Genomic DNA, 16098 nt, shown 5'->3' on the forward strand with positions numbered 1-16098 from the left:
CTGAAGGAACCGAGATGCTCGCTTACCTGTTCAAGCGCGTGCTGCTGATGATCCCGACCCTGATCGGCGTCATCACCCTGACGTTCGTGGTGATCCAGTTCGTGCCCGGCGGCCCCGTCGAGCAGATGATGATGGAGATGAAGGGGCGGGGCGCCGGCGGCGAGGCCAGCGGCGGCGGCGCGGAATACCGCGGCCGCCGCGGCGTGGACCCGGACAAGATCAAGGAGATCCAGGCGCTGTACGGCTTCGACAAGCCGCCGCTGGAGCGCTATTTCATCATGCTCAAGCGCTTCGCGCGCTTCGACCTGGGGCAGAGCTACTTCCAGCACCGCAGCGTGTGGGAGCTGGTGAAGTCCAAGATGCCGGTGTCGATCAGCCTGGGCCTGTGGACCTTCTTCCTGACCTATCTCATATCGGTGCCGCTCGGCATCTCCAAGGCGATCCGCGCGGGTAGCCGCTTCGACGTCGTGACCAGCATGGTGGTGCTGGTCGGTTATGCCATTCCGGGCTTCGTGCTGGGCGTGCTGCTGCTGGTGCTGTTCGGCGGCGGCACCTTCGTGCAGTGGTTCCCGCTGCGCGGGCTGACCTCCGACGACTGGGACCAGCTTTCGATGATGGGCAAGGTGATGGACTACCTGTGGCACCTCGTGCTGCCGATTACCGCCTCGGTGGTGGGCAGCTTCGCGGTCATCACCATGCTGACCAAGAACGCCTTCCTCGAGGAAATCCGCAAGCAGTACGTGCTGACCGCGCGCGCCAAGGGCCTGGCCGAGCGCCGCGTGCTGTGGAAGCACATCTTCCGCAACGCGCTGATCCCGCTGGTGACCGGCTTCCCGGCGGCCTTTATCGGCGCCTTCTTCACGGGCTCGCTGCTGATCGAGACGCTGTTCTCGCTCGACGGCCTGGGCCTGCTGTCCTACGAGGCGGTGCTGCGGCGCGACTATCCGGTCGTGCTGGGCACGCTCTACCTGTTCACCCTGATCGGCCTGGTGACGCGGCTGATCTCCGATGTCTGCTACGTGATGGTCGACCCGCGCATCCACTTCGAGGCGGTGCACCGATGAAATTCCGCACGCGCGCGCCATCCAGCGGCCTGCCGCATTCGCCATCGCCGCGCCAGCGCGCGTGGCAGCGCTTTCGCTGCAACCGGCTGGGCTACTGGAGCCTGATCCTGTTCATCGGCATCTTCGTGCTCAGCCTGTTCGCGGAAGCGCTGTCGAGCGACCGGCCGCTGGTGGTGAAGTACAAGGGCGAGTGGTATTTCCCGATCGTCAAGGTCTATCCCGAGACCACCTTCGACGGCGACTTCCCCACGCGCACCGACTATCTCGACCCGTTCATCCGCGACCGCATCACCAGCAACGGCAACTTCGCCGTGTTCCCGCCCAACCGGTATTCGTACGACACGCTCAACTACTTCTCGAAGGAGCCCAACCCGGCGCCGCCTTCGGCGGAGAACCTGCTGGGCACCGACGACCGCGGGCGCGACGTGCTGGCGCGGCTGCTCTACGGCTTCCGCGTCTCGGTGCTGTTCAGCCTGGCGCTGACGCTGATCGGCGTGTTGATCGGCACGCTGACCGGCGCGCTGATGGGCTTCTTCGGCGGGCGCTTCGACCTGATCTCCCAGCGCGCCATCGAGATCTGGAGTTCGATGCCGGAGCTCTACCTGCTCATCATCTTCGCCTCCATCTTCACGCCCAGCCTGGCGCTGCTGATCATCCTGCTGTCGCTGTTCGGCTGGATGGGCCTGTCGGACTACGTGCGCGCCGAGTTCTACCGCAACCGCTCGCTCGACTACGTCAAGGCGGCGCGCGCGCTCGGCCTGTCGAACGTGCAGATCATGTGGCGCCACATCCTGCCCAACAGCCTGACGCCGGTCATCACCTTCCTGCCGTTCCGCATGAGCGCGGCCATCCTGGCGCTGACCAGCCTCGACTTCCTCGGCCTGGGCGTGCCGCCCACCACGCCCAGCCTGGGCGAGCTGCTGGCGCAGGGCAAGGCCAATCTCGATGCCTGGTGGATCTCCCTGTCGACCTTCGCCGTGCTGGTGCTGACCCTGCTGCTGCTGACCTTCATGGGCGACGCGCTGCGCGACGCCTTCGACACCCGCCTGGGCCTGGCGCAGCTGCGCGGCCGCGCGGAGCCGAAGGCACCCGAAGGCTCGCCCGCCGCCGAGGTGACGCCATGAGCGCGCTGCCGCAGGCCGGCGCGGGCGGCCGCGCGAAGGGGGGCAAGCCCCGCGAGCCAGGCAGTGGCGGCGGCCCGCTGATGTGCATCGAGCGCCTGTCGGTGACGTTCGGCCAGGGCGAGGATGCCACCCGCGCGGTGCGCGACGTCAGCTTCGACCTGTGCGCCGGCGAGCGTTTCGCGCTGGTGGGCGAATCGGGCTCGGGCAAGACCGTGACCGCGCTGGCCATGCTGCGGCTGGTGGAGGACGCGCGCTACCAGGGCGCGGTGCGCTTCGAGGGGCGCGATCTGATGCAGGTGTCTGAGCGCGAGATGCGGGGCATCCGCGGCGCCGACATCGCGATGATCTTCCAGGAGCCGATGACGGCGCTCAACCCGCTCTACACGATCGGCAACCAGATCGTGGAGACGCTGTCGCTGCACGAGGGCCTGGACCGCCGCGCCGCGCGCGAGCGCGCCGTGGCGCTGCTCGAGCGCACCGGCATCAGCGATGCGGCGAACCGCTTCGACAGCTTCCCGCACCAGCTCTCGGGCGGCCAGCGCCAGCGCGCCATGATCGCGATGGCGCTGGCCTGCCGGCCCAAGCTGCTGCTGGCCGACGAGCCCACCACGGCGCTCGACGTCACCATCCGCGTGCAGATCCTCGACCTGCTGCGCGACCTCCAGGCCGAGTTCGGCATGGCGGTCATGCTGATCACGCACGACCTCAACCTGGTGCGGGCCTTCGCCCAGCGCGTGGGCGTGATGGAGAAAGGCGTGCTGGTGGAGGTCGGCAAGACCGCCGAGGTGTTCGCCGCGCCAAGCCATCCCTATACCCGCAAGCTGATCGACAGCCGGCCGCGCCGCGAGGTGCTGCCGCTGGTGCCGCTGGCGCCGGTGCTGCTGGAGGCCCGGCAGCTGTGCGTGAACTACGCGCGCAAGAAGCGCGGCATGGCCGGCTGGTTCGGCCGCGAGCAGTTCGCGGCGGTCAAGGACGTGGATTTCACGCTGCGCGAGGGCGAGACGGTCGGCATCGTCGGCGAGTCGGGCTCGGGCAAGACCACGCTGGCCCACGCCGTGCTGAACCTGACCCGGCGCAGCGGCGGCGACATCCGCTTCCTGGGCCGTGGCCTGGACGAGGTCTCGCGGCGCGAGCGCAGCACGCTGCGCTCGCGCCTGCAGGTGGTGTTCCAGGACCCGTTCGGCTCGCTGTCGCCGCGCATGACCATCGAGCAGATCGTGGGGGAGGGGCTGGCCCTGCACCAGCCCGGCCTGTCGCGCGACGCCATGCGCCAGCGCGTCACCGAGGCGCTGCGCGAGGTCGGCATGGACCGCACCGCGCTGGGACGCTACCCGCACGAGTTCTCGGGCGGCCAGCGCCAGCGCGTGGCGATCGCGCGCGTGCTGATCCTCAAGCCGCAGGTGCTGGTGCTGGACGAGCCGACCTCGGCGCTCGACGTGTCGATCCAGCAGCAGGTGCTGGCGCTGCTGACGCAGTTGCAGCGCAAGTACAACCTCAGCTACCTGTTCATCAGCCACGACCTGGCCGTGATCCGCGCGATGGCCCATCGCGTCATCGTGATGAAGTCCGGCGAGGTGGTCGAGGCGGGCGATACCGAGGCGGTGCTGGGCGCGCCGCAGCACGCTTATACGCGCAAGCTGATGCTGGCGGCCGAGATTGGTGCGCCCGAGCCGGTCGGGCCGCAAATTGGTGCAGCCGAAACCGGGATGTCACCGGGTTGACTCGGGACTGACATACGATAAACAAGAAAGCAGATGCGACTTCCGATGTATGGGCTTGATTCCAAAGCCTTTTAGGGGGATTTTGTAACGCACTTTGACATGCGCGTGACAACCTTATACCATCCGGCGAGAAGTATTTTCAGGGGTGGTTCGCGCGCCGCTTATGAGCGGCGCGAGTGTTTTGCATCACATAAGCGGCTGGTCTGCTTATTGCATGCCGCCCACGGGGGAAATCACCCCAGTTGAATTCGAGCCGGTCCGGCGTGTCGTCCCGGGCCAGGCCAAGACCGATTGAACAGGAGAACCAATGCAGCGAACGGTACTTCATTCCCTGGCGCGCGCCGCCGTTGGAATTGCCATTGCCTGCGGTGCTGCTCTGTCGAATGGAGTGCTGGCTGACACGGTGTTCAAGGACCCCGACGCCCGCATCGATGCGCGTAGCGAGCTCAGCTCGGACCCGCATCCGGAAGGCAAGCGCGGCTTGCTGTCCTCGATGATGAGCTCCACCAGCCACGTCGCCAGCAAGGCCGGCGACCTCGTCATGAATGCCCTCGGGCTGATCGGCGTGCGCTACCGCTTCGGCGGCAACAGCCCGGAATCGGGCCTCGACTGCAGCGGCTTCGTGCGCTACGTGTTCAACGACACGTTCGGCTTCATGCTGCCGCGCCGCTCGGTGGAAATGAGCCAGGTCGGCACCACGGTGGCGGCCAGCGACCTGCGCCCCGGCGACCTGGTGTTCTTCAACACCATGCGCCACACGTTCTCGCACGTCGGCATCTACATCGGCGACAACAAGTTCGTGCACGCGCCGTCCACCGGCAGCAAGATCCGCGTGGACGACATGCGCGCCTCGTATTGGGTCACGCGCTACAACGGCGCGCGCCGCATCGACGACAACCTGCAGGGCGGCGTCGGCGCGGACAACCTCGGCAACATGGTCGAGACGCTCAAGCGCTTCGATCCGAACGCCGGCAACCGGACGCTCTACGGCGGCTGATCTCGGCCCGGACCGGATGAAAAAAGGACTGCCTCGGCAGTCCTTTTTCGTTGGTCGTCCTCGCCGTCCGTGAAGTCCGGGCCGTTGGTCTCGTCGATGGCGCGGCGGGTTTGCCGCGCGGACGAGCGGCGTCGGTTTCCGCTATTGCGCGGCCACCGCGCCGGCGGGCTTGAGCCGCGCCTGCGCGAGCTTGTCGCGCAGGCTGGCGAGCACGGCCGCGGTGGCCTGCTCGCCGGCCAGGATGGCGCGGTTGCGCGCGGTGAAGTCGCTGCCGCCCATGTCGGGCAGATCGGGGCGGATCACCACGTCGGCGCGCGCCAGCGCCATCTTGTTGAGCGACTGCCCCATGATGGCGGTGGTCTGCAGCAGCACGCCGCTCTGGCCGCCGTTCTTCTGGCTGGACGGGTCGGCGGAGATGTTCACGGCGATCACGAAGTCCGCGCCCATGACGCGCGCGGAATCCACCGGCACCGGCTCCACCAGCCCGCCGTCGACGTAATCGTGGCCCTGGATCGAGACCGGCTGGAACACGCCGGGCACGCTGCTGGAGGCGCGCACCGCCTGCCCCGTGTTGCCGCGCCGGAACAGGATGCCGTGGCCGGTCTTGAGGTCGGTGGCGACGATGCCCAGCGGCAGCTTCATGGCCTCGATGGGGCGGTTGCCGACCAGCTTGTTCACGTAGTTCTGCAGCGCCTCGCCCTTGAGCCAGCCGCCGAAGCGGGTGCCGAAGGGCAGGGCCCAGTCGGCGATGGCGGCTTCGTCCATGGTCAGCGCCAGCTTGTTGAGCTGGAAGCCGCTCATGCCCGAGGCATAGAGCGCGGCGACCACCGCGCCGGCGCTGGTGCCGGCGACCAGGTCCGGATGGATGCCCTGCGCCTCCAGCGCCTTGATGACCCCGATATGGGCGAAGCCGCGCGCGGCGCCCCCGCCGAGGGCCAGGCCGATCTTGAGCGGGCGCGGTGGCGCCGGCGGCGCGGCTGCCGGCGTTTCCGGCTGGGCGGTGAGGGTCCCGGGCTTGGGGCCGAAAGAGCAGGCGGCGAGTAGCGCTGCCGCGCCCGCGCCGAGGAAATGGCGTCGTTGCATGGATCCGTGAGGGAAGGGGAAATGCCGCGGCCGTCACAGCCGGTGCGGTGCCGCGGCGAATGTGCCGCCGGCGCCGGCGCCGCGTTGGCGCGGCAGCATTTCAGACCGGGCAAAGCATAAATGATTCCACGCGCGGCGGCACCCGGCGCGCGGCGGGGCCGGGCGGCGCGCCCCCGCTTGCTATAATGCGGCGATCCTACACCCCGGCCTGCGCGCATCCGCGCGCGGGCTTTTTTGTTTCGCTCCGACATGACACAACGCGTCCGCACCCGCTTCGCGCCGAGCCCCACCGGCTTCATCCACCTCGGCAACATCCGCTCCGCGCTCTACCCCTGGGCGTTCGCGCGCCGCATGAAGGGCGATTTCATCCTGCGCATCGAGGACACCGACGTCGAGCGCTCGTCCCAGGAAGCGGTGGACGTGATCCTGGAAGGCATGGCCTGGCTCGATCTGGACATCGACGAAGGCCCTTACTACCAGATGCAGCGCATGGACCGCTACCGCGAGGTGGTCAGGCAGATGCTGGACAGCGAGCTGGCCTACCCGTGCTACATGAGCACCGAGGAACTCGACGCGCTGCGCGAGGCCCAGCGCGCGCGCGGCGAGAAGCCGCGCTACAACGGCTTCTGGCGCCCCGAGCCGGGCAAGGTGCTGCCCGCGCCGCCGGCCGGCGTGCAGCCGGTGATCCGCTTCAAGAACCCGATCGGCGGCAGCGTGGTGTGGGACGACGCGGTCAAGGGCCGCATCGAGATCGCCAACGACGAGCTGGACGACCTCGTGATCGCCCGCCCCGACGGCACGCCCACCTACAACTTCTGCGTGGTGGTCGACGACCTCGACATGAAGATCACCCACGTGATCCGCGGCGACGACCACGTCAACAACACGCCGCGCCAGATCAACATCATCCGCGCGCTGGGCGGCACGCCGCCGGTCTACGCCCACCTGCCGACCGTGCTCAACGAGCAGGGCGAGAAGATGAGCAAGCGCCACGGCGCCATGCCCGTGACCGGCTATCGCGACGAAGGCTACCTGCCCGAGGCCGTGCTCAACTACCTGGCCCGGCTGGGCTGGGCGCACGGCGACGCCGAGATCTTCTCGCGCGAGCAGTTCATCGAGTGGTTCGACCTCGAGCACCTGGGCAAGTCGCCGGCGCAGTACAACCCGGAAAAGCTGGCCTGGCTCAACAACCACTACATCAAGGTGGGCGACAACGCGCGCCTGGCCACGCTGACCCGGCCGTTCATCGAGGCGCTGGGCGGCAAGGTGGAAGGTGGCGCCAGCCTCGAAGCGGTGATCGGCCTGGTCAAGGACCGCGCCAACACGCTCAAGGACGTGGCCCAGGCCGCGCTGCTGTTCTACCGCGGCGAGACGCAGCCGGACGCCGCGCTCAAGGCCGAGCACCTCAACGCCGACGTGCTGCCCGCCCTGCAGGCCCTGGCGGCGCGCCTGGGCGCGCTGGCCGAGTGGAAGCGCGAGGACATCGGCGCGGCCTTCAAGGCCGTGCTGGCCGAGTTCGGCCTGAAGATGCCCAAGCTGGCCATGCCGGTGCGCCTGCTGGTGGCGGGGCAGTTGCAGACGCCCGCCATCGACGCGGTGCTGGAGCTGTTCGGCCGCGAAACGGTGCTGCGCCGGCTGCAAGCAGGCCTCGCCTGAAATTTTTTGCGGAAAGTCGCGGAAGGGGCTTGCGCTCCTGTCGCGACTTGAGCATAATTTCGTTCTCCCTGCAGCGCGGACAAAAACCAAGCGGGCTTAACGGACGGCAGCGAACAGTAGTAATTCCCGCAGTAATGCGGATCGCTGAAAAAAGTTAAAAAAAGGGGTTGTCAAAAAGCAAGGTTGTTTATATAATCTTGTCTTCGCTGAAACAAAGAAACAAACGCGAAACGACAGCAGCAGCAAGCTGGAGCAGTAAATCAGCAGTAACGTAGTGCCTTGGGGCTATAGCTCAGCTGGGAGAGCGCTTGCATGGCATGCAAGAGGTCAGCGGTTCGATCCCGCTTAGCTCCACCAAAATGCCGGAAGTTTCGATTGCGGTCATGGCGAAACTTCCCGGTGTGGTGAAGACCGGATTATCCGGATATTCGCCGCGCCAGACGGAACAAGTCGGAAGGCAAGTTTCTGTCCCCTTCGTCTAGAGGCCTAGGACATCACCCTTTCACGGTGAGTACAGGGGTTCGAATCCCCTAGGGGACGCCAGATAACGGACGTAACCAAACGTCCGGTTTGTCGTCGGCGGCATCGCTGCCGGCAGCAAGTAGAAGTATTGGAGTGGTAGTTCAGTTGGTTAGAATACCGGCCTGTCACGCCGGGGGTCGCGGGTTCGAGCCCCGTCCACTCCGCCAAATCAAGACCCGCATGGTTATGCCATGCGGGTTTTTCTTTTTCCGCCCGCATTTTCCCGTCTTCGGTTTTTCCTGCTGCATTTCCTGCCGCGGCATGCGTTCACGGTATTCGCTCCGGCCGTGCCCCGATAATCGCCCGCCTTGCTGGCCGGATACCGCCGCGGCGCATTATCGGCGCGCCGGCGAGCGATTATCCCGGCACCGGCTTCAGTCCTGCGGGCGCCGGCTCACCGTGACGAAATAGCGCACCAGCAGCGTCGCGGCCAGCGCCAGGCTCACGCTGTTGGCCAGCCAGAAGCCCGCCGCGCCGCGCGTGAAGGCCGGCAGCGAGCCGATCAGGCCGAAGCCCAGCACGTAGCCGCCGCCCAGCCCCACGCCCCACAGCGACAGCGCGTAGATCAGCGTCGGCACCAGCGCGATCTTGTAGGCGCGCAGGATGAAGGCGGTCATCACCTGGACCGCGTCGAAGGCCTGGTAGAAAGCGATGAACAGCATCAGGGGCAGGGCGGCCCGTACCACCGCCGGGTCCTTGGCGTAGGCGTGCAGCAGCGGCTCGCGCAGGATCCACAGCAGGCTGCCGACCATGACGGCGAGCAGCGCCGCCAGGCAGATGCCGCGCCGCGCGATGCGGCGCGCCGCGGGCAGGTCGCGCGCGCCGATCGACTGGGCCACCAGCGTGGAGGTGGCGATCGCCAGCGACAGCGGCAGCATGTAGGCCACCGCGCCGAGGTTGGCGATGATCTGGTGGCCGGCCAGCACCACCGTGCCCATGCGCGTGATGAAGATCGACATCAGCGTAAACGAGGTGATCTCGATCAGGTAGGTCAGGCCCATCGGCACGCCCAGGCGCAGCAGCGCGCGGATCGGCCGCGCCTGCGGCCAGGCCCAGCTCGAGAAGATCTGCAGCGGCCGGTAGGCCGCGTTGCGCCGCAGGATCAGCACGCCGGAGACGCACCACATCCAGCTGATCAGCGTCGAGGCCAGCGCGCAGCCGGGGCCGCCCATCGCCGCCAGGCCGAGGCCGCCGTCGATGAACCAGGCATTGAGTGGGATCTTCACCGCCAGCCCGACGATCTGCAGCACCGTCACCATCACCGGCCGCGACAGCGCGTTGTTCAGCGCCGAGTAGATGCGAAAGCCGAGCGCGGCGGGCAGGCCGAAGGCCTGGATGTGCAGGTAGGTGGTGGCCTTCTCGACCAGTTCGGGCGGCGCCTGCGCGAACTGCAGCAACGGCCCGGGAAAGGCCAGCAGCAGCATGCCCGGCACCGCCAGCGCCACGCCCAGCCACGCCGCCTGCCTGACTTCGCTGCCGATCTCCGCCGCGCGGCCCGCGCCGTGCAACTGCCCGGCGATCGGGGCGAGCGCCTGCAGCACGCCCATCAGGCTGATGTAGACGGTGACGTAGATCGAGCCGCCGAGCCCCACGGCGGCGAGGTCGGTGGCCGAGGCGCGCCCGGACATGATGGTGTCGATCACGCCGAAGGCGATCACCGCGAGCTGGCCGACCAGGACTGGCGCGGCCAGTTCGCCGATGCGGCGGATATCCTGCAGCAGTTTCATCCGATGGGCCGGCGCGCCGCAGCGCTGCCGGATAGCTGTGGCTGTTGAGTGCGTGTTGTCCGCATTGTCCGCGTCGGTTGTGACGGCACGCCCCGTTGGTGCGTCCTAGCGGCGCGGCAGGCGGCGCTGCGGCAGGACCGGCTTGGGCGGCGGCGCCTTCGACATATCGACGAGGCGGTACATGCGGAAGCGCTCGTCGCGGTCCGACGGCCGGCGGCCTTCCCAGACCAGCCGCCATTCGAAATGCGAGATGCTGGTCGGCTCGCCGTAGTCCACCGAATCGTGACGCAGCAGGATGTCGCAGCCGTCGCTCGGGCCGCCGAAGCGGATGTGCCCGAAGTAGGCGAACGAGGCCAGTTGCGCGTCGCCCATGCGGATCGGCTGCACGCAGTTGTAGGTCGCCGGCAGCGCCATCGACGCGGCCTGCGCCACGTCGCGGTAGGTCTTGCCGTAGTTGATCGACGGCATCCACAGCGTCATCGCCAGCACCCACATCAGCGTGGTGCCGGCGGCCGAGATCACCACCGGGCGCCAGATCTGCTTGGGCGCGCGCGACAGCCGCCAGCGCACGATCAGCACCCAGGCCGCGGTGACGATCAGCGCGTAGACCACCGCGCTGACGGTGAAGTCCTGCTGGAAGCCCGGCAGCAGCCGGTAGATGTTGGCGGCGATGCGCGGCGGCTGGCCGGTCGTGCGGGCGATCCACATGAACCAGACGAAGCCGCCGAAGATCGTGAAGAACAGCAGCGCGAACCAGTCGATCGCATTGATGGCCGCGCGCGTCAGCGTGGGCAGCCCGAAGGCGGCCAGCACCGCCATCGGCGGCAGCAGCAGGATGAACTGCACGTCGCCGGGCTGGCGCAGCAGGAACAGCAGCAGCACCAGCGGCACCAGCAGCGACAGCGGCAGCGCCACATGCGGCGCGCGGCGCATGCCCGACCAGCTCAGCCACGCCCAGCACGCGATCGGCCACACCGGCCAGGTAAACAGCAGCAGGTTGCGCGCGATGAAGTTGAGCGCCAGCGCGTTGGGCGCGCCGTAGGTGCGGCGGTCGTCGCGCGACCACTCGCGGATGAAGGTCACGGCGTCGTTGTGGTCGGCCGCGCCCAGGTAGGCCACCGCCATCCACGCGGCCACCAGGGCCAGCGCCAGCGGCACGCTGGCCAGCAGCAGGCGCGGCAGCGGCAGCGGCCTGCAGGCCAGCCCGCAGGCGATCACGGCCAGCAGCAGCACCACCGGCAGCATCGGCCCGCTCGACAGCGTCAGCGCGCCGAGCCCGGCGCCGAGCCAGAGCCCGCCCTGCAGCGGCTTGTCCAGGCTGCGCACCATGCCGTACAGGCTCATGGCGACGAAGCAGACCTGGCCGACCTGCGGCGTGGTCTCGTGCCCGCGCATGGCCAGGCCCACGCAGGCCAGGAAGATCAGCAGCGCGCCGTCGGCCAGCGTGCGGCCGTAGTCGCGCGCGTTGGGCTGGCCGCCGAAGACGTAGGCGAACGGCTGCACCTCGGCGCGGCGGCCGAGCAGGTAGGTGGCATACCAGATCAGCGCGCAGGTGCCGAAGTAGAACAGCGCCGTGGCCAGGCGCGAGGCGTCGGGCGCGCCCAGCCAGCCGCCGAACAGGCGGATCATGGCGGCGCCGACCCAGAACACCAGCGGACCGTCGTCGCTGTACGGGCGGCCCACGATGTTCGGCATCAGCCAGTCCTGGGCGCCGCCGGTGGCCAGCTGCCACATCACGCCGAAGCCGGCCGCGTCCTCGTTCTTCCACGGGTCGCGGCCGAACAGGCCGGCCAGGCCATAGATGATGCAGATGGCCAGCAGCAGCGCGCGCGGGAGCGTGCCGGTGGCGGCTGCGGTGAGGTGGACTCGGGAGGTCTTGGCTGCGCTCATCGATGGGTAGGGCTGGGTGGCGGCCGGGCGGGCGCCTGCGGTTGGCTGCGTCTGTCGCCGGCGCGCGGGGCGCGAAGACTGCAAAAGGGACTACTGAAACGACTGCCGGAACAGCCGCCGGAACGACTGCCGCAAAGACAGCGGAAGCAGGGCCGGGCGGCGCGGGCCGCAAAAGCAAAGAGGCAGCCGATGCTGCCTCTTTGCTTGGGTGCGCGGCGCCGGAGCATCGTCCGAGGCCGGGCTGCGAGCAGGCTCGCGCAGCGAATTACTTCGCCGCGGCCTTGCCCAGCTTGCTGCCGAACTTCTGGCGGAACTTCTCGACGCGGCCGGCCGTGTCCATGATCTTCTGGGTGCCGGTGTAGAACGGGTGCGATTCCGACGAGACTTCGATCTTCGCCAGCGGGTATTCCTTGCCGTTGTATTCGATCGTGTCGCGGGTCTGGATCGTCGAGCGGGTCACGAACTTGAAGTCGTTCGACACGTCGTGGAACACGACTTCGCGGTAATTCGGGTGAATGCCTTCTTTCATGGTGCTTCCTTTCAGGTTGGGTAGCCAGTCCGCTGCATGCCGCGCTGCCGCTGCCGGGGTTTCCGGGGTTCCGGTCGAACCGGTTGGCAGTGTTGCGGCGAACGAACCACTTGCCGATAACGGACAAACCGGGATTATCGCAGAAAAACAAAAACATGGGCAAGATTTGCGAGCGTGCCGCCGGTATCGGCCGGGCGCCCGGAAATAGGCCAGATGCGTCACATCGCGGCCGGGTCCTGGCGGTAGAACGTGGCCAATGCGCCATACAGCGCCGGCCAGTGCCTGCGCAGCCCGGCCGGTTCGACAAAGAAGGTCTCCGATGCCACCGCGAAGAACTCGCTCGGCGCCTCGCAGCCGTAGGGGTCGATCACGCGCAGCGCCGGCGGCAGCCGCTCGGGATGGTCCCAGGCATGGTCGGACTGGCGGTCGCAGGCATCGGCGAAGCGGTCGTATTCGCCCAGCAGCGTCTCGGCCCACTGCTCGCGGTCCACGCCCGGGTGCAGCACGCGCGAGAACGGCGGCACGCCGTCCGGCTCGCCGTCTAACATGTCGAGCTTGTGGGCGAACTCGTGGATGACCACGTTGTAGCTGTCGTCGGGGTGCGCGTGATGCGCGTGATGCGCGCCCGCACCCGCGCCGGGGGCCTGCACGTCGGGCCAGGACAGGATCACCGGGCCGTGCTCCCAGGCCTCGCCGCTGGCTTCCTCGACCACGCCGTGCACCAGGCCGATGTCGTCCTCGACGGTGCGCCGGATGATGAACTCTCCCGGATACAGCACGATGCCGCGCCAGCCGCGATACCACTCGATGCCGAGCTTGAGGATGGGCACGCAGGCCTGCGTCGCCACGCTGGCCACCATCTCGTCGGCCAGCGGCAGCGCGTGCGCGGTGGAGAATTCCTTCTCGGCGATGAACAGCGTGGCGAGCTCGCGCAGCGTGGCGAGGTCGGCGGCGCCGTAGCGCTGCACGAACGGCAGCGTCGCCACGGTGTGCGCCCACAATGCGTCGGGGATGGCGTAGTGCTCGAGCTTGCGCTCGCGCGAGCGGCCCCGCAGGAAGTGGCTGAGTTTGCCGAACATGGTTCTCCTGCCTGGTTCTTCGGACTGCGTGCTTCGCCGACAGGTTGCGCTCGTAGGTCGCGCTCGTAGCGCGCCGCAAAGCAAGGAGGGCGTGCCGTGGCACGCCCTCCTGCGCGATACGCGCGCGCCGTGGCGAGCCACCGCGCGCGGCACGGCCAGCGCTCAGCCGCCCCTGCGCATCATATCGAAAAACTCGGCGTTGTTCTTGGTCGCCTTCATCTTGTCGAGGATGAATTCCATCGCCTGCACTTCGTCCATGTCGGAGATGAACTTGCGCAGCACCCACACCTTCTGCAGGATTTCCGGCTTGATCAGCAGCTCCTCGCGGCGCGTGCCCGACTTGTTCAGGTTGATCGACGGATAGACGCGCTTCTCGGCCAGGCGGCGCTCGAGGTGCACTTCCATGTTGCCGGTGCCCTTGAACTCTTCGTAGATCACGTCGTCCATGCGGCTGCCGGTCTCGATCAGCGCGGTGGCGATGATGGTCAGCGAGCCGCCTTCCTCCAGGTTGCGCGCGGCGCCGAAGAAGCGCTTCGGGCGCTGCAGCGCGTTGGCATCCACACCGCCGGTCAACACCTTGCCCGAGGCCGGCACCACCGTGTTGTAGGCGCGCGCCAGGCGCGTGATGGAGTCCAGCAGGATTACCACGTCGCGCTTGAGCTCGACCAGGCGCTTGGCCTTCTCGATCACCATTTCGGCGACCTGCACGTGGCGGATGGCCGGTTCGTCGAAGGTCGACGCCACCACCTCGCCGCGCACCGAGCGCAGCATCTCGGTCACTTCTTCCGGGCGCTCGTCGATCAGCAGCACGAACAGGTCGGCTTCCGGATGGTTGTTGGCGATCGCGTGGGCGATGTGCTGCAGCATCACGGTCTTGCCCGACTTGGGCGAGGCCACCAGCAGCGCGCGCTGGCCGCGGCCGATCGGTGCGATCATGTCGATGATACGGCCGGTGATGTTTTCCTCGGCGCGGATCTCGCGTTCGAGCGTGAGCGGCCGGTTCGGGTGCAGCGGCGTCAGGTTCTCGAACATGATGCGGTTCTTCACCGCTTCGGGCGCCTGCCCGTTGACCTTGTCCACCTTCACCAGCGCGAAGTAGCGCTCGCCGTCCTTGGGGGTCCGCACCTCGCCTTCGATGGTGTCGCCGGTATGCAGGTTGAAGCGGCGGATCTGCGAAGGGCTGATGTAGATATCGTCCGTGCTCGCCAGGTACGACGTCTCGGGCGAGCGCAGGAAGCCAAATCCGTCAGGCAGGACTTCCAGCGTGCCGTCGCCAAAGATGGTTTCGCCCAGCTTGGCGCGCTTCTTCAGGATGGCAAACATCAGTTCCTGTTTGCGCATCCGCTGTGCGTTGTCGATCTCGAGGGTCGCGGCCATTTCGAGAAGCGCAGACACGTGAAGCGATTTGAGTTCTGTCAGGTGCATAGACGAGGGGTACAGAGGCGCCCGGACGGGCTGGACCTAAAGAGGGGGGAAGAAATGAGCGGACGCTCGGGGAAGTTGTTGGTGCCATCTTAGCACAATCCGGCCGGTGCGCCAGGGCTGGCGCACGCACGTCGGATTGTGGCGACAAACGGGGCCGCGCCTGGTGGCGCCGCGCCCCGCGCAATCGTCTTACAGATTGCCGTCGAGGAATGCGGTCAGCTGCGACTTGGACAGCGCGCCGACCTTCTGCGCGGCCACCGCGCCATTCTTGAACAGGATCAGCGTGGGGATACCGCGGATGCCGAACTTGGCCGGCACCTGCTGGTTCTCGTCGACGTTGATCTTGGCGATCTGCAGCTTCTCGCCGTAGTCCTTGGCCACTTCGTCCAGGATCGGGGCGATCATCTTGCACGGACCGCACCATTCGGCCCAGAAGTCGAGCAGGACAGGCTTGTCGGACTGGAGCACGTCGGCGTCGAAGGAGGCGTCGCTCACATACTTGATTTGTTCACTCATGGCGGAAAACCTCTGGTTTCGCTCTGTTGATTTTGAAGGCGGGATTTGCCGAACCGCTACATTACACGAGTTTGCGCATGCCCGTGGGCGGGCGCCTTACCCGGTGCCGGCAGTCCCGAGCGACGGGATGGCCGGCCAACGCGGATGTTGCTGATATGTTACCAGTTGCCTGGAATTCAATAGCGGCCCCGGCAGGCTGGCGGTGCGTTGCCGTACATGGCGCGAAGCCTTGCCGGCACGGTGGCACTTGGGGGACATTCTGCCCGGGAATGCCGGTGCCGTGGAGTGATTGTATTAATGGGCGCGAGAGCTTTTCTCAATCGCGCGCGGCCTTCGCATATGGCTCGCGCATGATTCGCGTATGAATTACCGAGCACACCGCGAAAGTGCCTGCGATCCGGCTTTTCGCTGTCCCGGAACAAGGTCCCGGGGAATGCGGCGCGTAGAATAGATAGAATCACGCGCTCCAGACAAGGCCACCAACCATGACGTCCGACCATTCTCCCAAGACCGATCCGCAGCAATCGCCCACCGTCGAGCACCTGAGCGACGCGCTGGACCACATCAACACCGCGGTCGAGCAGAACAGCATTGCCGGCGGGGCGGCCAGGGGCCTGCTGTTCAGCGTGATCGAGACGCTCGGCGCGCTGATCGGCGACCCCGACCTGCCCGAGCACGCGCGCTCCGGCTACCAGGGCCTGCTCGAGACCGCGCGCGAGATCCGCGCCCGCGTCGAGGGCGGCGGCCACTGAAGGCTGCGGGTAT

At 67.4% G+C, this 16098-nt stretch carries 13 protein-coding genes and 3 tRNA genes; 9 read left to right on the forward strand and 7 right to left on the reverse strand.

The features are described from left to right. Positions 1 to 14 precede the first annotated feature (14 nt). From AC3WXD_RS09650 to AC3WXD_RS09665, 4 genes are all read left to right on the forward strand, one after another. Positions 15 to 1064 (forward strand): microcin C ABC transporter permease YejB, encoded by a 1050-nt coding sequence (locus tag AC3WXD_RS09650; protein ID WP_059413333.1) that lies wholly within the window; start codon positions 15 to 17, stop codon positions 1062 to 1064. Beyond that, positions 1061 to 2188 carry an ABC transporter permease gene (locus AC3WXD_RS09655; RefSeq protein ID WP_020202904.1) on the forward strand — a complete coding sequence of 376 codons (1128 nt, stop codon included), beginning with the start codon at positions 1061 to 1063 and terminating at the stop codon, positions 2186 to 2188. The genes AC3WXD_RS09650 and AC3WXD_RS09655 overlap by 4 nt, the downstream gene beginning before the upstream one ends. An 80-nt stretch (positions 2189 to 2268) precedes the next feature. After that, positions 2269 to 3909, forward strand: coding sequence for an ABC transporter ATP-binding protein (locus AC3WXD_RS09660; RefSeq protein WP_155888053.1), 1641 nt, complete (start codon positions 2269 to 2271; stop codon positions 3907 to 3909). Positions 3910 to 4216: 307 nt separating this feature from the next. Further along, positions 4217 to 4906 (forward strand): C40 family peptidase, encoded by a 690-nt coding sequence (locus AC3WXD_RS09665; protein WP_029043588.1) that lies wholly within the window; start codon positions 4217 to 4219, stop codon positions 4904 to 4906. Between the two features lie 141 nt (positions 4907 to 5047). Here AC3WXD_RS09665 and AC3WXD_RS09670 read toward each other — a convergent pair whose 3' ends face one another. Next, positions 5048 to 5989, reverse strand: coding sequence for a patatin-like phospholipase family protein (locus tag AC3WXD_RS09670; RefSeq protein WP_020202907.1), 942 nt, complete (start codon positions 5987 to 5989; stop codon positions 5048 to 5050). Positions 5990 to 6238: 249 nt separating this feature from the next. Here AC3WXD_RS09670 and gltX point away from each other — a divergent pair, with 249 nt between their 5' ends. The 4 genes from gltX (at position 6239) to AC3WXD_RS09690 (ending at position 8334) form a co-directional block, all read left to right on the forward strand. Beyond that, complete coding sequence (gltX, locus tag AC3WXD_RS09675) at positions 6239 to 7645, forward strand: glutamate--tRNA ligase (RefSeq protein ID WP_059413335.1); 1407 nt, start codon at positions 6239 to 6241, stop codon at positions 7643 to 7645. Between the two features lie 281 nt (positions 7646 to 7926). Beyond that, positions 7927 to 8002: transfer RNA gene (locus AC3WXD_RS09680), tRNA-Ala, on the forward strand. Between the two features lie 110 nt (positions 8003 to 8112). Next, positions 8113 to 8188, forward strand: a tRNA-Glu gene (locus tag AC3WXD_RS09685). Positions 8189 to 8257: 69 nt separating this feature from the next. Next, positions 8258 to 8334, forward strand: a tRNA-Asp gene (locus AC3WXD_RS09690). 207 nt (positions 8335 to 8541) lie between these two features. Here AC3WXD_RS09690 and AC3WXD_RS09695 read toward each other — a convergent pair. The 6 genes from AC3WXD_RS09695 to trxA all read right to left on the reverse strand — a co-directional run bounded on the left by AC3WXD_RS09695 (position 8542) and on the right by trxA (position 15333). Then, positions 8542 to 9894, reverse strand: coding sequence for an MATE family efflux transporter (locus AC3WXD_RS09695; RefSeq protein WP_020202910.1), 1353 nt, complete (start codon positions 9892 to 9894; stop codon positions 8542 to 8544). A gap of 105 nt (positions 9895 to 9999) precedes the next feature. Beyond that, positions 10000 to 11784: an ArnT family glycosyltransferase gene (locus tag AC3WXD_RS09700; RefSeq protein WP_059413337.1), complete on the reverse strand. Its 1785-nt coding sequence runs from the start codon at positions 11782 to 11784 to the stop codon at positions 10000 to 10002. Positions 11785 to 12049: 265 nt separating this feature from the next. Continuing rightward, positions 12050 to 12313 carry a type B 50S ribosomal protein L31 gene (locus tag AC3WXD_RS09705; RefSeq protein ID WP_020202912.1) on the reverse strand — a complete coding sequence of 88 codons (264 nt, stop codon included), beginning with the start codon at positions 12311 to 12313 and terminating at the stop codon, positions 12050 to 12052. Positions 12314 to 12531: 218 nt separating this feature from the next. Continuing rightward, positions 12532 to 13392: a M90 family metallopeptidase gene (locus AC3WXD_RS09710; RefSeq protein WP_020202913.1), complete on the reverse strand. Its 861-nt coding sequence runs from the start codon at positions 13390 to 13392 to the stop codon at positions 12532 to 12534. A gap of 162 nt (positions 13393 to 13554) precedes the next feature. Then, positions 13555 to 14817, reverse strand: a complete 1263-nt coding sequence (gene rho, locus AC3WXD_RS09715; RefSeq protein WP_029043590.1) for a transcription termination factor Rho — start codon at positions 14815 to 14817, stop codon at positions 13555 to 13557. A 189-nt stretch (positions 14818 to 15006) separates the two neighbouring features. Continuing rightward, positions 15007 to 15333 carry a thioredoxin TrxA gene (gene trxA / locus AC3WXD_RS09720; protein WP_020202914.1) on the reverse strand — a complete coding sequence of 109 codons (327 nt, stop codon included), beginning with the start codon at positions 15331 to 15333 and terminating at the stop codon, positions 15007 to 15009. 485 nt (positions 15334 to 15818) lie between these two features. On the opposite strand from trxA, the gene AC3WXD_RS09725 reads away from it, so the two are divergent. After that, positions 15819 to 16085 carry a hypothetical protein gene (locus AC3WXD_RS09725; RefSeq protein ID WP_059413338.1) on the forward strand — a complete coding sequence of 89 codons (267 nt, stop codon included), beginning with the start codon at positions 15819 to 15821 and terminating at the stop codon, positions 16083 to 16085. The last annotated feature ends 13 nt before the right edge of the window (positions 16086 to 16098 follow it).

It is taken from the genome of Cupriavidus sp. FW216-B1 (assembly GCF_058789195.1).